The following is a 20,934-nucleotide window of genomic DNA, read 5'->3' on the forward strand; positions in this document are numbered from 1 at the left end:
TGGAGGCTTCATGGCCTGGGATGACAGCGGCACCCCCAAGGTGGCACGTCAGACACTGGTAGACCGTCTGCTGGCCGGCTACACCCCGTCCGACAGTCATGGCATCTCGCTGGTCGATCACGCCGTGGTCGGCAATGTGCTGTATACCGTGCTGGAACATCCTCACGGCCATACCTTCATTCGCCAGCACCTGATGCAGGCACCCAAGAATGGGGATCCCAGCCGCTGGGAATACCATATCCGTGACGAGGGCACGGCAGACATTCCGCTGCAATGCCCCCAGGAGCTACTTGAACAGTCGACGGCGCCGGGTGAGATTGCCGCCCAGTGGCGCGCCGACACCCGCGCGGCGCGTGATGCTGCCGCAGCGCGCAAGCGCAAGATCAAGAAACTCAAGAAAGGTGAGCTGCTGACTGCCCTTGATGGCAGCCAGGTGATCTTCGTTCGCGCCTTCACCGCCAGCCTCTTCATCGGTCGTGCGCCCCAGGATGGTGAGGACGACGAGTATGAGTATCACTGGCAGGATATCGCGCTCTAGACCGCCTTGGTGCTCTAGACCGCGCCAGCGCTTGCGCCCCTTGCCGTATCGCCCCGCCCCCCTTGACGTCACTGACGAGCCCTTATGCAGCCACAAGCCGACCCGTTCATCGTTCCCGTCTGCCACGAAACCTACGCGGTGCTGTACGCCGACGATGACATCCTGCTGATCCACAAGCCCAGTGGCCTGCTCAGCCTTTCCGGCAAGCATCCGCTCAATCTGGATTCGCTGCATCATCGCCTGGTCAAGGAATATCCCAGTGCCAAGCTGCTGCATCGGCTGGATTTCGGCACCTCGGGCATCATGCTAGTCGCGCTCAACAAGCCGGCCAACGGCAACCTGACGCGCCAGTTTCAGGACCGCAACATCGGCAAGTCCTACACCGCTATCTTGCATGGCCATCTTGAGCAAGATAGCGGGCGTATCTCGCTGCCCATCGCCAAGGACGTCGACCAGTTCCCGCTGCAGAAGATCTGCCACGAGACCGGCAAGACCGCCATCAGTGATTTCCGCGTCATCGAACGCCTGGAGAATCCGGCGCGCACGCGCGTCGAATTCACGCCGGTGTCAGGCCGCACGCATCAGTTACGCATCCATAGCCAACAGATCGGCCACCCGATCCTGGGCTGCGACCTCTATGCGACGGATGAGGCCTTCTTCATGGCCGAGCGTCTGATGCTGCATGCCGAGATGATCAGCTTCGACCACCCTGTAAGCGGTGAGCGCATGGAAGTGCGCAGTCCTTGTCCTTTCTAAACCCGCCCGTTCTGACCCCATCCGATCTGATCAAGTCAGGCTGATCTCGCCGAGCGTGAGCGACGCATCATTGCAGGCACATAACGAAACGCCCCCACAGGAGACCCTGTGGGGGCGTTTCGTCATTCATCATTCAGTGAGTCATGCCTCAGACATCACTCAGCCGCGGCCGGCAGCCATTCCTTGACGATATCCTGATGGCTTTCCACCCACGCCTTGGCGGTTTCGTAGGGGTCAGCATCGTCTTCCTGGTTGTTGAGCATCACTTCGCCCATGTCAGCCGGAGTCCAGGCGAAGTTGTCGAGAATCGCGTAGACCTCTGGCATGTCTTCCTCGAGTCCCTTGCGCGCCAAGGTGTGAATCTCCTCGGCACCGCCGTAGACGCCCTTCGGGTCGTCCAGGTACTTGAGGTCCCAGCGGGCGAACATCCAATGCGGCGTCCAGCCGGTGACAACGATCTCACGCTCACCCTTGATCGCATTGCTCAGCGCGGCAGTCATGGTCGCGCCACTGCCAGTGGTCAGGTCGATGTCCTCGAGATCGTAGTCCTCCAGCACCTGCTCGGTCAGGCGCGTCAGACCTGCGCCCGGCTCGATACCGACGATGCGCTCATCGATGTCATCGGCGTGGGTCTTGATGTCGTCTATGGTCTCGAGCTTGCTGTAGGCCGGTACAACCAGACCGAGCTTGGTGCCTTCGAGATTGACGCCCAGGTCGTCGACCTTGTCGGCAATCTTGGCCATGTAGTCTTCGTGGGTGGTGGGGAGCCACGCACCGACCATGCCATCGGCATCGCCGAAGGCGACCGCCTGGAACATCGCCGCCGCAGACAACGCCTTGAGTTCGACGTTATAGCCCTGTGATTCGAGCACCGCCTTGACCACATTGGTGGAAGCGACTTCAGAGGACCATTCGACGTAGGCCAGCGTCACATCGCCCTTATCACCAGCGGCATAGACGGCGCTTGCGCCGGCCAGTGAGGAAGACATGACAGCGCCGAGCAGCAAAGCCTTGGTGGCGGCATTCATCTTCGCGGTGACGTTTAAGGTAGTGCGGGAGGCATCTTGCTTGTTCATCGTTATCCCCTTTATTCGAATTTACTCATTGTTTAACGAAGCACATATGTCGAAGATCGCTTGTCGACGGCCAACGGCGCGTCGTCATCTCGACAGTCAAACGTTGAGTCGGGTATGGAAAGTGCTCGAAACGGCCTCCGTATAGCCAAAAAGCACACGGAGGCCGCTGGTGAATCCCCTTATGAACGGGGCTTCTTTTCCTTGCTGAAGGTCTGGGTCAGGCGGTCGAGCAGCATGGCCAGGATGACCACCGCGATACCCGCTTCGAAACCATCTCCCGGACGCAGGCGCTGGATGGCTTTCCAGACTTCATTCCCCAGGCCATCGGCACCGATCATGGCCGCGATCACCACCATCGACAGTGCCAGCATGATGGTCTGGTTGATACCGGCCATCACGGTGGGAAGTGACAGCGGCAGCTGTAGCTTGAAGAGCTTCTGGCTGCGGGTGGCGCCGAAGGCATCGGCCGCTTCGATCAGGTCATTGGGCACCTGACGAATACCCAGCGTGGTGAAGCGAATCGCCGGCGGCATCGAGAAGATCACGGTGGCGAAGATGGCGGAAACCGAGCCGATGCCGAAGAAGGGAATCGCCGGAATCAGGTAGACGAAGGCCGGCATGGTCTGCATGAAATCCAGGACCGGCATGATGACCTTGTAGAAGCGGTCCGAGAGTGCCGCCAGTATCCCCAGCGGCACCGCGATGACCACGGCGACCAGGGTGGCGATCACCACAAGGGTCAGGGACTCGATCATCGGGTCCCACAGATCCAGATTCCAGATCAGCCCCAGCCCCAGTACGGAGCCTATGGCCAGGCGTGTGCCGGCCAGCCGCCAGCACAGCAAGGCCACCAGGGCGATCAGCGCCCACTCGGGCAGCCACATCAGCGCATCGTTCAAGACGTCGATGCCGGTCTCGGTGAACTTGGAGATGCCGCGGGTGATACCGGAGTAGTTGGTCGTCAGGTAATCAAGCCCCGTCTCGATCCAGTCCCCCAGTTCTATCTTCGGGATGGTAAAACCGGTTGCGTCGCTCATGCGTGTGCCTCCCCTGCTTCCGCCAGTTCCGCGAGTACGGACCCTTTGATCACCACGCCCAACAGGCGGGATTGTTCATCGACCACCGCCAGCGGATGGTGATGACCGGCAAACATCGCAAACAGGTTGTGCAACGGTTCTTCCGGCGAGACCTGACAGCAATCGGAGTGGATGATGCTCGAGAGATCGGTCAGATTCTCGCGCACGGCACGTTCGGTATCCTCGGCGGTGATGATCCCGAGTACCGTACGATCACGACGCACCACGAACAGGCTGTCGAGACTGTTGTCGCCCATCTTGCGCAGCGCCGTGCGCGGGCCATCATCATCCCGTGCGGTGGCACGCACGTCGGTCATCGCCGAGCGGGCGGTGAGGATGCGCGACATGTCGACGCCTTCGACGAAGCGCGCCACATAATCATTGGCCGGGGAAGTGAGGATGCTTTCGGGGGAGCCGATCTGCACGATCTCGCCATCCTTGAGCAGGATGATGCGGTCACCGATGGACAGGGCTTCATCAAGGTCGTGGGTGATGAAGATGGTGGTCTTCTTCATCTTGTGCTGAAGCGCCAGCAATTCCTGCTGCATGTCCTTGCGGATCAGGGGATCAAGCGCCGAGAAGGCCTCATCCATCAGCAGCACCGTGGAGTCGTTGGCCAGTGCTCGTGCCAGGCCGACACGTTGCTGCATACCGCCGGAGAGCTGGCGGGGATAGGCATCTTCCCAGCCCTCAAGGCCGACCTGCTTGAGCGCATCGCGACCGCGCTGATAACAGACTTCCTTCTCCTCGCCGCGCACCTCAAGCCCGAACTCGGCATTCTGCTGCACGGTACGGTGCGGGAAGAGCGCAAAATTCTGGAATACCATCGAGAAATGCTTGCGACGACAGCGCAGCAGCGACTTGTCATCCAGCTTGGCGACATCATCGCCGTCGATGAGGATCTCGCCCTCCGTCGGCTCGATCAACCGGTTCAGGCAGCGGATCAGGGTCGATTTCCCGGAGCCGGACAGCCCCATGATGACCAGCAACTCGCCTTCCATCACATCAAATTCCACGTTGGAAAGCCCCAACGTCTGGCCAGTCTTCTCGAGGATCTCAGGGCGCTTCATGCCCTCATCACGCAATTTGAGCGCCTTGTCGGGCTGATTGCCGAACACCTTGCTCAGATTGCGCACTCGAATCTTCACGTCGCGAGTGTCAGTCATTGGCTTTCCTGTCGTCAGCGGGCAGGAAATATCCACAGATTCAGTTCATTACGCACTTCACTCGGCAGGGAGAATGGCTCTCTCTGCCGCTGAAATCGCGTAATCTGCCCGCAAGCTTAGCTTGCCAACCTGTTGACAGAATACTGTGTCATCCCCTGCGCCATAATCCATAAAGGATTCTTATATTTGTAATTACAATACAGTTTTATTGATAAGCGCTCAAACACGAACATACGTTTATACGACCAAGGTGGTATGTGCCTGACCCCGCAACCGATACCTCCCTGAATCACGATACTGGGCATCGTTGTTGATCCAATGCTCTCAAGCCCGTCACGCATTGCGTATTGCCGAGAATCACCAGGCAAGCCACGCACGTGACCGTCACAACTCCCTGCACATGGCGATGAATCTGCTCATGCACAGACCATGCACCAACAATGCGCATCAGGCCTTGGCTTCCAGCCTCAGGTGCTGCCAATCACTGACCGGCTCGTTGAGACGGATGCTGGCATCGATGACCTGCTCCTCCATGTTGTAGCGACAGGTGAAGCCGAGGTGCTTCATCAAGGCGCGCATCGGGTGGTTGTCGATCATGATCTTGCCGACCATCTCCAGAGTGCCCAGTGAGCGGCAATAACGCAGCATCTTCTCCATCAACAACCTGCCGATCCCCTCGCCTTGCATGTCATCACGAATGATGACGGAGAACTCGGTGCGAATGTTGTCCGGGTCATTCCATACCCGTACCACCCCCAGCATCTCGCGCTGCGGTGACTCACCTGATTGTGCTTCCACTTCACGCTCGGCGATGAAGGCCATCTGGCGGTCGTAGTTGATCTGGGCGAGCAACGCGAGATCTCGCTGCGTCAGCGCCGCCTTGTGATGGAAGTAGCGGAAACGAATGCTTTCCTCGGAGAGCCTGGCATGGAAGGCCGTGATCAAGGGTGCATCCTCACCGCGTATCGGACGCACCTCGACGTGCATGCCATTGTCCAGCGACACCCATTCACGCAGCTCTTCAGGGTACGGCATGATCGCGAAACGAGCCGGTTTGCCGAGATCCAGCGCGAAATCCACCGCCACGGCTTCCTCGCGGTTGAGCAACAACGGATTGATTTCCAACCCTCTTATGTCAGGCAAATCCGATGCCAACTGTGAGAGCTTGATCAACAACGTGCTGACGCGTTCGAAATCGCGCTCCGGATCCGGCGAGTGCTCGGCGATCAGGCGGGAAGCATGGCTGCGTGAGATCAGCTCTCGCGCCAGGGTCATGTTGAGCGGCGGCAAGGCGACCTGGCGGTCCGCCAGCACATTGACCTTGTAACCGCCGATACCGAACACGATCACCGGGCCGAATTCGTCATCGCGCGTGATACCTGCGCTCAACTGCAGCGAGTGCTTGCCACGCTGCATCGGCTGCAGGCAGAACTCATGAATGCGCGTACGCTCGTGCTCACTGCGGCCGCGCTCGGCATCGCCCTCCGCCACCTTCTGGGTGATGCGGCGAATCGCCAGCGCGATATCCTCCGGGCCGGAAAGGTCCTGCACCACCCCGGAGGACAGCCGCTGTGGGTAGCGGCGGTAGCGAAAAGGTCGACTGTTGTGTTCATGCACCACACGCAGCGCATAGGGGCCCTGGCGAGAAGGCGTGTCGTCATCAGTGGCAGAACGCTGCAACTCGACGATGGCGCGCGCGCCTTCGGCAGCGTCAAGCACATAGCGACTGGGCGCGGTGGCAATGCCGTAGGTATCGAGTACCTGCGCCGTCTCCGAGTGGGTCAACCATTCACGGCCCGCACGCCGTGCGCTGTGCACCAGGTCATGGGCGCGGGCGCGGATCTCGGCACTGGTCGAGAAGGCCAGGCTCGGTGGCGTCTGTTGCAACAGTGTCTGCACGCGGTGGTAATCGACCATCTGCAGGAAGGCCTTGACGCCCTTCTCAGGTGACAGATAGGTCGGAATTCCGGCCAGATGGCATTCATGGCGGGCCGAAAGTGCCTGTTCGAGCCCCATCCAGCTGGTCAGCAGGTTGCGTCGGAATTGCTTGCGATGCGCCACCAGGGCCTCGGCCGTTGCCCGTGAGGGAGCGAGGCGTGTCGGTGCATGCACGACCAGCACGGCGTCAACGCCACGGTCATTGGCCACGATATTGACCGCGGCCAGGAAATCTTCCGGCGTGGCATTGCCACCCAGATCCACCGGATTGCGCCCCGGCAGGCTGACATCCAGCTCGGCCTTGAGCAGCGCCTGACGACTCTCATCACTCAGCTCGGCCAACTTGCCGCCACCCGCCATCAACTTGTCGATGGCCAGCAAGGCCGGACCCAGCCCATTGGAGACGATCGCCAGCCGATCACCTCGCAACGGCTTCATGCGATTCAGCGTCTCCAGTGCATCGAACATGTCTTCGCTGTCATTGACACGCACCACCCCGGCACGCGCGAGAGCAACATCGACGATCCGGTCGCGATTGGGCACCCCACGTGTGACATGTGTGCCGAACAGGTCGGCTTCTGGCGTGCGGCCACTCTTTATCGCCAGCACCAGTCGATTGCGGGACGCCTCGCGCAGCGCGGTCATGAAGTGCATGGGGTCGTGAATGCGCTCCAGGTGCAACAGCAAGGCCTGCGACGGCCCGTACTGATTCAGGTAGTCGATCAGATCGGGCAGCATCACATCGACGCTGTCGCCCAGGGTCACCAGATGCGAAAAGCCGATGCCGCGCCCCGCCGCCCAGTCGATCATCGCATTGCCCAGCATCCCCGACTGGCCGAGATAGGCAACCTTGCCCTTGGCCACTGGCTGCCCGCTGAATGAGGCATTCAGGTGACGGTTGGGCACGCAGATGCCCATGCATTCCGGTCCGAGCAGGCGAATTCCACTGCCTCGGGCAGCCTTGAGCAACCGACTGTTGAGACTTTCCTGATCACGGTGAATACGCGGGACTTCTACACCCGGCTCACGTGCCTGCGAGGCATCCAGCACGTCGTCCGTGCTGTCGGCGATCCGCGGATAGCGCTCGGCACTCGATGCTGGAGTCTCACCGGCCTCATTGGCAGACGATTCGATGATGGAGGGTGCGGGGGCAGGCTTGTCAGTAGTGGACCTGTGAATGCCGGGCAGACGCGGGGCAGAGAAGTTAATCCCGTCGCGGCGTGACAGCATCTCGAGCCCCTTGCCGGTGACGCGGGCCAGCGAGCTGACCGGCGTCGGTGCGACACCTCCCGAAATCAGCAACGCCGCCTTGACGCCATGCCGTCCCAGCTTCTCGACCACACGCGGCAAGGTGTCCGGCGGCGAGCATAGAATGGCGAGATCCGGTACCTGTTCCAGCTCACTGACCCGCTTGACGCACGCCACGCCATGCACCGTCTCATAACCCTTGGGGTTGACCACCGTCAGGGCGCCCTTGAAGCCACCTTCAAGCAGATTACGCAGTACCTGCCCGCCCAGTGAATGCGGTTTTTCCGAGGCACCGATCACCACGATACTGGCGGGCTCGAAGAAATTTCGCAGAAATCGCGTTCCCATAGGCTTGTCCTGTCAGCGGTTGCGCCTCATCAGCGCGATATGAGCAGCATGCCGCGAAAGCGCAGGTCTGAACAGACATCCTCGCGCCCTTCATGCGTGAAACAAGGTAGACCATCGGCGACTGGCTCATGCCATAGACGACTCTTACTGTTACGTCATGGTGCAGACCATTATGACCCGCACACTCACGCAGGCATGCCGATGATCACCTCCTACATATCCCATCGCGACTGCGGTCAACATTTCATGGGCCCCACGCATCCCGAGAGCCCACTGCGTCTGCAGGCCATCGAGCGTCAGCTGGCGCTGAGTGGCGTGATCCAGCATGTCCAGCAATACAGTGCGCGAGCGGCAACGCTTGAGCAGCTGGCGCGCGTGCATCCCATGCGGCACCTGCAGGCGCTGGAGAAATGCCCACCCCAGGCCGGGCAGCTGCTGACCATCAACGAAGACACCGTGATGTGTGCCGACAGCCTGGTCGCGGCGCGACTGGCCGCCGGCGCGGTGGTGCGCGGGGTCGACCAGGTGATGCGCGATCAGGCCGACAACGTCTTCTGCGCCGTGCGCCCACCGGGCCACCATGCCGAACGCGCCGATGCGATGGGTTTCTGCTTCTACAACAACGTGGCGGTGGGCGCCCTGCACGCCCGCCAGCATTACGGCGTGAAGCGCATCGCGATCCTCGATTTCGATGTGCACCAGGGCAACGGCACCGTCGATATCTTCAAGCATGATCCCGATACCCTGGTGTGCTCCTCCTTCCAGAACGCCATGTACCCATGGCGATACCTGGAGAGTCGCTGGAAGCACATCCACAATACGCCCTTGAGCGAAGGCAGCGGCTCACTGGTCTTCCGGCGCGCCATTGAAGCCCAATGGCTGAAGAAGCTCGATGATTTCAAGCCGGAGTTGATCCTGATCTCGGCGGGCTTTGATGCACACCGCGAAGACCCGATGGCGGAACTGTGCCTGGAAGATGACGACTACTACTGGGTAACCCTGCTGGCGATGGATGTCGCGCGGCGCCACTGCCACGGGCGCATCGTCTCCGTGCTGGAGGGCGGGTATTGTCTGGAAGCGCTGGGACGCAGCACCGAGGCGCACCTCAAGGCGTTGGTAGGCTTGCCGATGCAGGATGGCCTCGATGCGCGTGCCAGCAGCCAACGCCCCGACCAGCACCCTCCAGAGCAATCGGCTTCTGAGCAACCCATGTCAGAGCGACCCGAGTCACAGAAACAAGAGCCAGATCAGCTCGATTTCGCGCCTCCCACCGTGGGCTCCCTTCCACCCCGCTCCGCCTCTGGCACACCAGACGGCGCCCAGTCGCCACTTGCCAAGCCCGCCGAGGATGAGCGTGATCACCCGCTGTTCTAGCGCCTGGCTGTTCTAGTGCTGAGCACTCCCCGCACCGGTGGCTTCCCCCTGGCGCACACCACACCTCACGACAGTTTTCCCGCAGCCAGGAAACCTGTCATTGCATCAAGCGAGTACCAGCGAGCCTTCGGTGTCGCGAACAGCCAGGTCACAGACAGCCAGGTCACAGACAGCCATGTCGCAGACAACCATGTTGACTACGTGCCGGGATGATGCACCCTTGCCATGCTGTGATAAGCTGGCGATAAAGTTTCCGATAGTAAACTTTATCGCCAGCTGACAGCGCTGCGACACTCGATGTCGTGCGCCGCCAATATCACGCCATAGCGAAGCCACTCTCATGAGCACACCGACAGACAAGGACGCCGCCGTCCGGATCGCCTCCGGTCGCAAACCCTTCGTTGAGCCCCTGAAGCTTGGCGAACGCGTGAAACAGATCCGCCTCTCCCATCATTGGACGCTGGAAGATGTCAGCCAGCGTACGGGGCTGGCACGCTCGACATTGTCCAAGATCGAGAATGAGCAGATATCGCCGACCTTCACGGCGGTCCAGAAGCTGATTCATGGTCTCAACATCGACCTGCCGCAGCTACTGAGCCCGCCCAAGCGCCAGACTGGCACTCTCGGGCGTCGCGACCTGACGCGCGTCGGTGATGGCAAATCACACCCGACACCGACCTATGAGCACGAGCTGCTGTCCTGGCAGTTGGCGCAGAAACGCATGATTCCCTTCAAGACTCGCGTGCGCGCACGCAGCTTCGATGACTTCCCCGACTGGGTGCGTCACGACGGCGAGGAGTTCCTGATGGTTCTGGCGGGCAGCATTCTGCTCTATTCGGAATTCTATGAACCCTTGCCGCTCGGTGATGGCGACAGTATCTATTTCGACTCCGACATGGGTCACGCCCTGGTTTCTACCAGCGAAGAAGATGCCATCGTGCTGTCGGTGTGCACTCGTAATGATTCGGACCCGAGCTGAGCTGATGTGAAGTGAGACGAGCCGTATTGAAGTGTGCTGGGCTGTGTTGAAGTCAGCTGAGCCGAGCTGGATTACGCAGGACGCGCTGGCGAGAAGCTAAACCGTCAAGATTATCGTCATGCGAGCGCCACCCAGCCGCCCATTCGAAACAATGACTTACTTGACCATGCTCGCCGTCAGCCCGAAATAAAAAATCGCCCACTAGCCATGCGCTAATGGGCGATTTTTTTTGGATGACGCACATATGGCTTCTGCCGGGCCTGGCCGCCAGCAACCGCCGGGCGTTCAGCGCCTCGGTACCGAGCGTCTCAATACTGAGCGTCTCAATCGTGCTGTGCGGCGTCGCCGCGCCAGATCAACTGACCGCATTCGCGCAGATCATAGCCACCAAGGGATTGCGCCAGCTGGATGCCCTTCGGCGTCGCCAGATAGTCCAGCAATCCCTGGAAGAGATCGCGGAAATATACATTGCGCGGCACCACCAGGTCGAAGGCCTCTTCACAGACCGGCACGAAGCCGAGGCCGAACTCATTGGCGGCCGACAGCGTGCCGGGGCCGACATCCACCTCGCCCCGCGCCACCATCGACGCCACTTCCCGCTCGGAATAGGCGATCGCCAGGGTGTTAAGCTGCTCGGCACGCATCTGATGGCCGGACAGCCACTCCTGCAGGAAGCGTTGCGAACCTGCCCCCTCCTGTCGCACCGCCCAACGCCGCTGCGAGCCGAACAGCCCGCTGGGGTCGATGGACAGATGGCGGTCGTCATTGCGGATGATCAGCCCCTGAGTGCGGCGCGCAAGCCGCACCATCACCCATTGGCGATAGCCATCGTGACCGCGAATCAGCGCCGGATGCCGCAGCGCCGCCTCCTCCGCGCGCCCCCAGTGAATGGCGCAGACGTCAGCACGCCCCTGACTGAGCAGATCAAGCCCCAGACGCGTGCCGGTCACGCTCATGCCATAGAAGGCGCTACCGGCATGCTGCTGATTGAGACGCATGGAGAGCGCGGCCAGCAGCGGGTCATCACTACCGGTGATCATCAGGCGATCCGCCAGCACACCATGATGGCTGGACTCGAGAATCCATTGCTCCACCAGTCGCCGCGGAAACAACCACTTGCCGGTCACCTTGGTCGCCGGCATGGTGCCGTCACTGGCCAGCTGATAGATCTTCTTCTCGTTGAGATGCAGCAGGCGCGCAACTTCCTGCACCGTCAGAAAGGGGTTGTCGTGGGGGACCGGAGCCTGCCGGCCAGTGGCTGCATTCAGGGACTCGCCTGAAGTCTCAGCGGCAGAGCTGCCTGAAGGTGCGCCGAGTTCGGAGGAAATGCCCTGTGAGGGTTTGACGCCCAGCGGCGAACAGAGACGGCTCATCACTGCCCCTCCTTGTCGTGCCCGGCTGCGCAGGCTGATGAAGATGGCTTGCCTGACGCGTCATGGCGAGACGACTTGAGGGCGTCGCCTGCACGCAGAGGGGGGATGGCGTCCAGCACCAGCCGCCCGGCAGGGTCCACCGCCTGGAAGTGGCGCCCCTTGGCGCGCGCAATCAACAACACGCCAAAGCGTTCCGCCAGCTCCACTCCCTTCTGCGTGACACCGGAGCGTGAGACCAGCACCGAGACCCCCGCCTGAGCCACCTTCAGCACCATCTCGGAAGTCAGACGACCGGTGGTGTAGAAGATATTGGCCCCCTGATAATCACTGACATCATCACTCAGGGGCGCCAACCAGCTCAGTCCCGCCAGCGTATCGACGGCGTTGTGGCGGCCGACATCCTCGATGAACGCCAGCACTTCATCATCGCGGCACAGGGCACAACCGTGCACTGCACCGGCCTTGCGATAGGTCGCGTTGTGCGCCGCCAGCGCCTCCAGCAGGCGATACAACAAGGCCTGACTGAAGGGGGCTGCGTCCAACGCGGCCAGTGATTGGCGCTCCAGCAGATTGCCGAATACCGTGCCCTGCCCACAGCCGGTGGTCACGGTGCGCTTGCCGAGGCGCTGCTCGATATCCTCAGGCAGATGACGCGTCACCACCGAGGCGCTCTCGACTTCCCAATCCACCTGCAGCGCCTCGAGGTCCTCAAGCTCACCCAGCAGGCCCTGATTGCGCAGATAACCGGCTACCAATGCCTCAGGCTCGGCACCCAGGGTCATCAAGGTGACGATCTCGCGACGATTGAGATAGATGGTCAGCGAGCGCTCAGCGGCAATGGACTGCTGATGACGCTCACCGCGCTCATCCATGACTTCGATGTCCAGCGTAGTGGGTAGTGTGGCGCGACTGATCGCTGGCCGTGCAGAGGGCATCATGAACTCGGGTCTCCCTGATCGAGCCGGTGGGAATGGCAATTCTTGCGCTGAATCGCAGTAGAGTACCAGTCCGATGGCAGAGCTGTCCCCGCACTGACTGATGAAGACCCTGATATCGCAAGCGCCGGCATGTATCTTGCAAACCAGCACCATCGCAGCATTCTTTTCAGACCCGCTTGCGGGTATAGCAGTGAACAAGGAAGCCATGTCTGAATCCATCCCTCCCCGCAGTGACGACACCCGCTGGCTGAGCATCACCCTGGCACCCACCACGCAGAAACTGGGGCGTTTCAGCATCGACACCTGGCGGATTGCCGACCTCTCGCCCTCTGCAACGCCAGAGACAGACTCGCACGCAGCAGAGCCTGCCGCCGCTGAAGAAGTAGCGCATCGCCGCACCCTGCCACTGCAGCTTCACCTCACCGAGCGCACCGATTACCGCTACAACCTGCGCTGCGAGCAGCCGCGTCTGTTCGTCCAATGCGATGAGCGCGAAGCCGACGGCATGCAGCCCCGCGTGGTAACAGCCTGCCAGGAAGTGGCATCGCAGTGGATGGATGGCGACCAGCTGGTGCTGGACGTGCCGATGCCCCCTGCCTTGATGGTGTGGCTGGAAGCCTACCTCGCGCGTCACGGTGAGCGCATCGACGAAGGCAAGAAGAAGAAACGCAAGGGCGCCGGGCGCGCCAGTCAGGCAGAGCAGCCCGCCGCGACACCCGACAGGGCGCATCAGCCCGGTAATGGTACGGAAAGCACGTCATGAGCCAGCACGACGATAACGCAAGCCCGGCCAATGAAGGCCTGTTCTCGCGCTGGTCACGCCGCAAGCAAGGCGACACCCGCCGTGAAGATCAACTGGCACAGCCGGACAGCACAGAGGGAACCAAAGACGACGCCCTCCCGCCCTCACAGGCGGAAGTCGTCTCTGACCATAGCGCTGCCACCTCAGCAGCGAGCGTCTCGGTGCACGAAACCCCGAGCGGCGATAGCTCCTCCACAGCAGAGCAGGCATCAGAACAGGCAGCTGCCGAGAACGATCAGCACGCATCGGACGCTGACAATGCTGAAACGCCAACCATCGAGCTGCCAGACCCCGACACCCTGACCCCAGACGCCGACATCAGCGCCTTCATGCAGAGCGGCGTAGACCCGGCGCTACGCCAGCGTGCGCTGCGACGCATCTTCATGGGTGGCGAGCACTCGGAGCGCGATGGGCTGGATGACTACGACCAAGACTTTTCCCAGATGCGCCCGCTCGCCGAAGGTGTCGCCGACACGCTGCGCAGCTGGACCCGTAGGGTCGAAGAAGGCCTGGAAAAGCTCGATGAGGCGAGCGAGACACCCGAGGTGGATACGGCGCAGGAGACAGACTACCAGATCGCTGAGCAGGCTAATGACGGTGAGGCGCCATTGAACGAGACACACGCGACACCCAGGAAAGAGATAGTCGAGTCGTCTGACTCGCAAGCGATACTTGCGCAAGACTCGACCGAGACAGCACCCGAATCAGATGAGGGCCGTGTCGCCCATTACAAGCGTGACTAGAGGCCGATACCACAAGCCACACCAGGGCGTCAGGATGACACGCCGCGACTCGACATGAGTCATTATGACCCACGAGCAAGCCGAGCACGTCTGACCAAGGTCATCCTGATGCCTCATGAGTCACCCTGACGCGCCTAATCAAGGCGCACTGACTGCAACGCACAGGCAAGATTCAGCATGACATGCCAACCCTTGAAGATGATGACAAACGTCAACCGCCTGCGGTGATGAGCGCCTGCGCGACCTGACCGCGCCTTGCGCGCGCCGGGCGTGAAAACGGCAATGTCATCAATATGTTGCAAGGACAGCTGGCCTGTCATGAATCCCCACTGAACGACTGTCGATCGCCGACCCGGCCCTCACCGCGAAAGACCGAGTGAGGCCGCGAGAATCAGCGACGACCGGGACCTGCATCATCCGCCTGCCACCTGACGGCAGCTTGCATGCAAGGTCCGCCACGACCGAATAAGGATGAGGATGCTCAGCTCAAGCCTCGAGAGCGCTCAACGCGCCCTCAATCAACAAGCACGCCAACGCGCCCTGTCATCCGCCATGGGTGGCTCGCCTGCCTCCAGTCTGCCGCTGTTGGCGACGGATGCCGGTAGCGCCCCCATCCGCTATCACAGTCAGGGACGCACCGTGATCATCGGCAGCGAGGCGCGAGTGCGCGCACTGGCAAGCCTGCTGACCCGCCTGCCGACTACCGCTCAGCTGCCGGTGGCACTCTTGATCAGTGAGCAGGACAACAGTGCGCTGGTGACGATGGATGAACAGCATCTCGCCGCCAGCGAGTCCCTGCCGATACACAGTGCTCCGCGTGACATGCTCGCGCTGAGCGGTCACCTCGGCCAGTTCAGCCTTGCCAGTAATGGCGTCAATCTGGCCGCCGCATTGGCGCCGCAAGGTGCCGGCAGCGCGACCCATTTCGACCTGGTCGCCGACCTGTCCAGCCAGCCGCTCAACCAGGCGGAACTGCCACCGCCCGGCTATCTGCAAGCCGGTGCGGACGTCATGGCCGAGCTGGACCAGCTGGTCGCCGATGCCGAAGCCGCCCAGCAATCACTATCACAGCTGACCTCCTGGGCCATGCAGTTCGCGGGCTTGATCGGCAACTTCGACAAACCGAATTACGTGACCGTCAATCTCGATACCTGCGCGCACGCCAGTGCCGGCAATATCGGCTGTACGCGCTGCCTGGCATCGTGCAGTGCCGATGCCATCTTCTCGGTGGCTGGTCGTCGCAATGCGCATATCGAGATCGATCCTTACCTGTGCCACGGAGCGGCCAGCTGCGTCAGCGCCTGCCCGACCGGCGCGCTGAGCTTCACCCAGCCCCCGGCCGAGCAGCGCATGGAGCAGATCCAGCGCCTGCTGGAGCGCTATCAGGATGGCGGCGGCCTCTACCCGCTGCTGCGCTATCGCCTGGAGCAATCCCCTGCCTCGCAGACTGCCTTGGCGAATGTCGACCAGGAACGCAGCCTTGATATCACCCTCGAGGAAATCTCCGCCACCGGCCATGACGAGTGGCTGGCCGCACTCGCACTTGGTGCGACGCAAGTCATCGTCGAACTACCCCACGACCTGCCCGCAGGCCAGCACCAGCAGCTTGATAGCGAACGTCGCCTGGCACTGACCCTGCTCGACAGCATGGGGCTTGCCAATGCGGACAGTGGCGAACCGCGCATTCGCTTCGTCTCGCCGCCTCCCCCCCTGCCGCAAATGGATCCCCGTGAGGCTGAAGCCCTGCCCTTGATCACGCCGCTGTGTGTCGCTCTGGCACCAGGCGCGGACAGTGAAGAAGAGCAGCAGCCCAGTCAGCCGATCGCCCGTGACTGGTTGCTGGGTCAGCCACAGGCACGCCTCGGCAAGCGCGAACGCCTCAATCGCGTGCTCGATCACCTGGCGACACTGTCAGTCGCGGACCTGGCGCAGGACAGCGTCGCCGTGCCGGCAGGCGCGCCCTTCGGCGTGGTGAACGTCGACAGCGACAACTGCACGCTGTGCCAGGGATGCGTCGCCGTCTGCCCGACCAGCGCCCTCTCGGCCAATCGCACGTCACCTGCACTATCCTTCACTCAAGGTGACTGCGTGCAGTGTGGCCTGTGCGAGCAGGCATGCCCGGAGCAGGTCATCACCCTTACGCCTGGTTTTGCTCCGCAGCCCGAGGTGCGCCGCGAACCGCAGCTGATCAAGCAGGATGTGCCCTTCCCTTGCATCAGCTGCGGCACGCCGTTCGGCTCCACCGCCACCATCACGGCGATGCAGACCAAACTGGCCTCGCATGCCTACTTCCAGGGCGATGGTGCACTGCGCCTGAAGATGTGCAGCGACTGCCGCGTCAAGGACATCTGGCACGAAATGGCACGCAATCCCGATGCCCAACTCAAGGTGTGAGCCAATGACATCACCCACGTCGACTCCCGACGACTTTGCAGCAGGTGGGACTGACGATCGTGCACCTGACACCACTGCGGCCGACTCTCTGATAGGCCATAGTGAAGAACAGCAGGCATTGCGCGCCGACCTCTACCGGCTACTGGCGCGGCTATTGCGCGCAGCGCCGGATGCGGAACTGATCGGCTTTCTGGCCGAACTCGACCATGACGCCATCAGCCTGCCCGGGGCTGCCGAGCAACAATTGCCGCGTGCGCTGGCGTCGCTGTCATTGGCCGCCCGCGTCAGCGACTCGCGCCGCCTGGAAGACGACTTCTTCCAGAGCCTGGTAGGCGTGGTGCAGGGCGAGGTAGTGCCCTACGCCAGCTGGTACCTCACCGGCTCGCTGATGGAGATGCCGTTGGTTGCCCTGCGCCAGGACCTGAAACGCCTCGGCTTCGAACGTCAAAGCGATGTGCATGAGCCCGAGGATCATCTCGGCGCACTGTGCGAAGTGATGGCCATGCTGATCGATGAGGTGCCCGGCGAGCAGGTCAATTTCTTCCGCCGCCATGTGGCCAGCTGGGGCGAGCGCTGCTGCGCCGACCTCGCGGGACGCGAGAGCCCCTTCTATGCCGCCGTCGGCTACCTGGGGCAGGCCTTTCTGCGGGCAGAGCGCCTGAACCTCGGTGATTCGATCCCGCTGCATGCGGCTACCGAAAACAACTCTGGCGAGCAGGTGACGGCCGAGACCGTCCAGCTCGTCATGCCAGCCAGGGTGGCGCCCGACGCAAGACACTGATGTCACGCATGACGTGAAGCAACATTCGAGACTGCAACGCTATCCATCTCGCATCACCCAGCAGCATTGCCGACAGGAGATCAGCATGAAGACTGATGACGCAAAAGACAGCCATAACCAGGCGCGCCAGGGGCGCCGCAAATTCCTGCGCGTATTAGGCGCCAGCACCGTAGGGGTTGCCGCAGCAGGATCATTGGCCGGTGCCGTGATTCCGGACCAGGCCGAGCCAGAGGCCCCCGTCAAGGACAAGGGCACTGACAATTATCGCGAGAGTGATCACGTCAGGGCCTTCTACGCCACCCTGCGTGACTGAATGCCAGACAGACAGTGCCCAGAGCCAGCGCCATGCGCTCGGCCAGCGGCCTGAACAACGGGCAGCGCGGAGAGCTTTCCGCCCGCCATCGACAGTGACAAGTCGGCACGGATCAGGACTGCCCCTGATCTGAAAGACCGCCGCTCCCGACATTGCCCCCTGACCCGCTGACGCGGCCCGGGCAATGATTCGGGTGACGAGGAGAGATGATGTCATGCGACTGACCCCCACCCCCTCTGCCAAAGAGACCTCAGGACTCGGAATCAACCGCCGCCAGTTCCTGAAACGCAGCGGTGTCGCCACCGGCGGCCTTGCCGCCGCGAGCTTCATGGCCGCCCCGATGATGAAACGCGCCGAAGCCAAGACCGAAGTGTCTGATGCCCCGGTCGAGACGAAGCGCACCATCTGCTCACACTGCTCCGTGGGCTGCGGCGTCTATGCCGAGGTCCAGGAAGGCGTCTGGACCAAGCAGGAACCCGCCTTCGATCACCCCTTCAACCGCGGCGCGCACTGCGCCAAGGGTGCATCGCTGCGTGAGCATGGTCACTCTGACCGTCGCCTCAAGTACCCGATGAAGCTCGAAGGTGGCAAGTGGAAGAAGCTCTCCTGGGAGCAGGCCATCGAGGAAGTCGGCGACAAGGTGCTCGAGCTCACCAGGGAGCATGGCCCCGATAGCATCTACTGGCTGGGCTCGGCCAAGTTCAGTAATGAACAGGCCTACCTGATGCGCAAGTTCGCGGCCCTGTTCGGCACCAATAATGTCGATCACCAGGCGCGTATCTGTCACTCCACCACGGTGGCCGGGGTCGCGAACACCTGGGGTTACGGGGCGATGACTAACTCCTTCAACGACATGCACAACTGTCGTTCGATCCTATTCATCGGCTCCAACCCGTCCGAAGCGCACCCGGTGGCCATGCAGCACATCCTGCTGGCCAAGGAGCGCTCCAACGCCGAGATCATCGTCGTCGACCCGCGCTTCACGCGGACCGCCGCCAAGGCCAACAAGTACGTACGCCTGCGTCCGGGCACCGATGTCGCCTACATCTGGGGTCTGCTGTGGCACATCTTCGAGAACGGCTGGGAAGATGAGGCCTACATCCAGCAGCGTGTCTACGGCATGGATGAAGTGCGTGCCGAAGTCGCCAAGTTCCCGCCGGCGGAAGTCGAGCGCATCACCGGCGTACCCGAGGCCGACATGCTCGACGTCGCGCGTCGCCTGTCCCAGAACCGTCCGGGCAGCGTCGTGTGGTGCATGGGCGGCACCCAGCACACCACCGGCAACAACAACACCCGCGCCTACTGCATCCTGGAACTGGCACTGGGCAACATCGGCAAGTCCGGTGGCGGCGCCAACATCTTCCGTGGCCACGACAACGTCCAGGGCGCCACGGATCTGGGCCTGATGTCCCACTCCCTGCCGGGCTACTACGGCCTCTCTGAAGGCGCGTGGAAGCACTGGGCCAAGGTCTGGAACGTCGACTTCGAGTGGATCCAGAACCGCTACGACCAGACCGAATACCACGACGGCAAGCCGATGCACACCAACGGCATCACCGTCTCGCGCTGGGTCGATGGCGTGCTCGAGAACCCGGACCGCATCTCCCAGCGGACCGCGCTCAAGGCGATGTTCTACTGGGGTCATGCCGTCAACTCCCAGACCCGCGGGCCGGAGATGAAGAAGGCGATGGCCAAGCTGGACATGATGGTGGTGGTCGACCCCTACCCGACCATCGCCGCCGTCATGCACGACCGTACCGACGGCGTCTACCTGCTGCCGGCCGCGACCCAGTTCGAGACCACCGGCAGCGTGACCAACTCCAGCCGCTCCCTGCAGTGGCGCGATCAGGTCATCGAGCCGATGTTCGAGTCCAAGCCTGACCACGAGATCATGTACCTGCTGTCTCGCAAACTGGGCTTCGCCGACGAGCTGTTCCGCAACATCAAGGTCGAGGGCAGCGTGCCCGTCGTCGAGGACATCACGCGCGAGTTCAATGCCGGCATGTGGACGGTGGGCTACACCGCCCAGAGCCCTGAGCGCCTGAAGGCACACCAGCAGAACTGGCACACCTTCGACTTCGAGACGCTCAAGGCCCGTGGCGGCCCGGCCAATGGCGACTTCTACGGCCTGCCGTGGCCGTGCTGGGGCACGCCGGAGATGGGGCACCCGGGCTCGCCCATCCTGTATGACACCTCCAAGACGGTGGCCGAGGGTGGCGGCAACTTCCGCGCGCGTTACGGCGTGGAGCACAACGGCACCAACATCCTCGCGGAAGGCTCCTGGTCCAAGGGCGCCGAGATCGAGGATGGCTATCCGGAGTTCACCGACAAGCTGCTCAAGCAGCTGGGCTGGTGGGATGATCTGACGGCCGAGGAAAAGCAGGCGGCGGAGGGCAAGAACTGGAAGACCGACCTGTCCGGCGGTATCCAGCGCGTGTGCATCAAGCATGGCTGCATGCCGTATGGCAACGCCAAGGCACGCGCCCTGGTGTGGACCTTCCCGGACCCGATTCCCAAGCACCGCGAGCCGCTGTACACCGCGCGTCGCGATCTGGTGAAGGACTACCCGACCTGGCCGGATTCCGAGTCCATCTATCGCCTGCCGACGCTCTACTCCTCCATTCAGGAGAAGGACGTCAGCGCCAAGTACCCGATCACCCTGACCTCGGGCCGCCTGGTGGAATACGAAGGGGGTGGCGAAGAGACACGCTCGATTCCGTGGCTGGCCGAGCTGCAGCAGGAGATGTTCGTCGAGATCAATCCGGCCCTGGCCAATAACCAGGGCATCAAGGACGGCGACATGGTGTGGGTCGAGGGTGCCGAAGGCGGCCGCGTCAAGGTGATGGCGATGGTCACCGAGCGTGTCGGCCCGGATGTCGTCTTCATGCCCTTCCACTTCGGTGGGCATTACGAAGGCGAATCCCTCGAGTCCCGCTATCCGGAAGGCACCGTGCCCTATGTGCTCGGTGAATCGGCCAACACCGCGACCACCTACGGCTACGACCCCGTGACCCTGATGCAGGAAACCAAGGTCACCTTGTGCCGCGTCAGCCTCGCCTGACTCGAGTGATGGCCGCGTCCCGGTGACGCG

Annotated in this window: 15 protein-coding genes and 1 pseudogene; 10 read left to right on the forward strand and 6 right to left on the reverse strand. The window is 62.1% G+C overall.

From position 1 onward, the window contains the following. Positions 1-10 precede the first annotated feature (10 nt). Together QQF40_RS07510 and QQF40_RS07515 are read left to right on the forward strand one after the other, a co-directional pair. Positions 11-538 carry a hypothetical protein gene (locus QQF40_RS07510; RefSeq protein WP_285460887.1) on the forward strand — a complete coding sequence of 176 codons (528 nt, stop codon included), beginning with the start codon at positions 11-13 and terminating at the stop codon, positions 536-538. A gap of 84 nt (positions 539-622) precedes the next feature. After that, entirely contained in the window at positions 623-1,294 is a 672-nt protein-coding gene (locus tag QQF40_RS07515) for an RluA family pseudouridine synthase (RefSeq protein ID WP_285460888.1), read from the forward strand. Positions 1,295-1,449: 155 nt separating this feature from the next. On the opposite strand, the gene QQF40_RS07520 is transcribed toward QQF40_RS07515, so the two are convergent. The 4 genes from QQF40_RS07520 to QQF40_RS07535 form a co-directional block, all read right to left on the reverse strand. Beyond that, complete coding sequence (locus QQF40_RS07520; protein WP_285460889.1) at positions 1,450-2,370, reverse strand: glycine betaine ABC transporter substrate-binding protein; 921 nt, start codon at positions 2,368-2,370, stop codon at positions 1,450-1,452. A gap of 179 nt (positions 2,371-2,549) precedes the next feature. Continuing rightward, positions 2,550-3,407 carry an ABC transporter permease gene (locus tag QQF40_RS07525; RefSeq protein WP_285460890.1) on the reverse strand — a complete coding sequence of 286 codons (858 nt, stop codon included), beginning with the start codon at positions 3,405-3,407 and terminating at the stop codon, positions 2,550-2,552. Next, on the reverse strand, positions 3,404-4,612 hold the full coding sequence (locus QQF40_RS07530; protein WP_285460891.1) for a quaternary amine ABC transporter ATP-binding protein: 1,209 nt from the start codon (positions 4,610-4,612) through the stop codon (positions 3,404-3,406). The genes QQF40_RS07525 and QQF40_RS07530 overlap by 4 nt, the downstream gene beginning before the upstream one ends. Positions 4,613-5,059: 447 nt before the next feature. Further along, the gene (locus tag QQF40_RS07535; RefSeq protein ID WP_285460892.1) at positions 5,060-8,146 is read right to left on the reverse strand and encodes a bifunctional acetate--CoA ligase family protein/GNAT family N-acetyltransferase; all 3,087 of its coding nucleotides are present in this window, start codon (positions 8,144-8,146) and stop codon (positions 5,060-5,062) included. 201 nt (positions 8,147-8,347) lie between these two features. Between QQF40_RS07535 and QQF40_RS07540 the strand changes: the two are divergent. After that, positions 8,348-9,280, forward strand: a pseudogene (locus QQF40_RS07540) (histone deacetylase family protein); the annotation flags it as partial. Between the two features lie 580 nt (positions 9,281-9,860). Further along, a complete protein-coding gene (locus QQF40_RS07545; RefSeq protein ID WP_166017857.1) occupies positions 9,861-10,499 on the forward strand; it encodes a helix-turn-helix domain-containing protein in 639 nt (212 codons plus the stop codon). 323 nt (positions 10,500-10,822) lie between these two features. On the opposite strand, the gene QQF40_RS07550 is transcribed toward QQF40_RS07545, so the two are convergent. Then, positions 10,823-11,872, reverse strand: coding sequence for a substrate-binding domain-containing protein (locus QQF40_RS07550; protein ID WP_285460893.1), 1,050 nt, complete (start codon positions 11,870-11,872; stop codon positions 10,823-10,825). Continuing rightward, positions 11,872-12,807 (reverse strand): formate dehydrogenase accessory sulfurtransferase FdhD, encoded by a 936-nt coding sequence (locus tag QQF40_RS07555; RefSeq protein ID WP_285460914.1) that lies wholly within the window; start codon positions 12,805-12,807, stop codon positions 11,872-11,874. Before QQF40_RS07555 ends, QQF40_RS07550 begins: the two co-directional genes overlap by 1 nt. A gap of 208 nt (positions 12,808-13,015) precedes the next feature. Here QQF40_RS07555 and QQF40_RS07560 point away from each other — a divergent pair, with 208 nt between their 5' ends. The 6 genes from QQF40_RS07560 to QQF40_RS07585 all read left to right on the forward strand — a co-directional run bounded on the left by QQF40_RS07560 (position 13,016) and on the right by QQF40_RS07585 (position 20,904). Then, positions 13,016-13,573, forward strand: a complete 558-nt coding sequence (locus tag QQF40_RS07560; protein ID WP_285460894.1) for a DUF3305 domain-containing protein — start codon at positions 13,016-13,018, stop codon at positions 13,571-13,573. Then, the gene (locus tag QQF40_RS07565; protein WP_285460895.1) at positions 13,570-14,355 is read left to right on the forward strand and encodes a DUF3306 domain-containing protein; all 786 of its coding nucleotides are present in this window, start codon (positions 13,570-13,572) and stop codon (positions 14,353-14,355) included. Before QQF40_RS07560 ends, QQF40_RS07565 begins: the two co-directional genes overlap by 4 nt. 477 nt (positions 14,356-14,832) lie before the next feature. Then, entirely contained in the window at positions 14,833-16,749 is a 1,917-nt protein-coding gene (locus QQF40_RS07570; RefSeq protein ID WP_285460896.1) for a 4Fe-4S dicluster domain-containing protein, read from the forward strand. 4 nt (positions 16,750-16,753) lie between these two features. Then, complete coding sequence (locus tag QQF40_RS07575) at positions 16,754-17,530, forward strand: TorD/DmsD family molecular chaperone (RefSeq protein WP_285460897.1); 777 nt, start codon at positions 16,754-16,756, stop codon at positions 17,528-17,530. 85 nt (positions 17,531-17,615) lie between these two features. Further along, a complete protein-coding gene (locus tag QQF40_RS07580; RefSeq protein ID WP_285460898.1) occupies positions 17,616-17,843 on the forward strand; it encodes a twin-arginine translocation pathway signal in 228 nt (75 codons plus the stop codon). Positions 17,844-18,057: 214 nt separating this feature from the next. Beyond that, positions 18,058-20,904: a molybdopterin-dependent oxidoreductase gene (locus tag QQF40_RS07585; RefSeq protein WP_285460899.1), complete on the forward strand. Its 2,847-nt coding sequence runs from the start codon at positions 18,058-18,060 to the stop codon at positions 20,902-20,904. Positions 20,905-20,934: the final 30 nt, after the last annotated feature.

The organism is Cobetia sp. LC6 (genome assembly GCF_030264805.1).
GTDB lineage: Bacteria > Pseudomonadota > Gammaproteobacteria > Pseudomonadales > Halomonadaceae > Cobetia.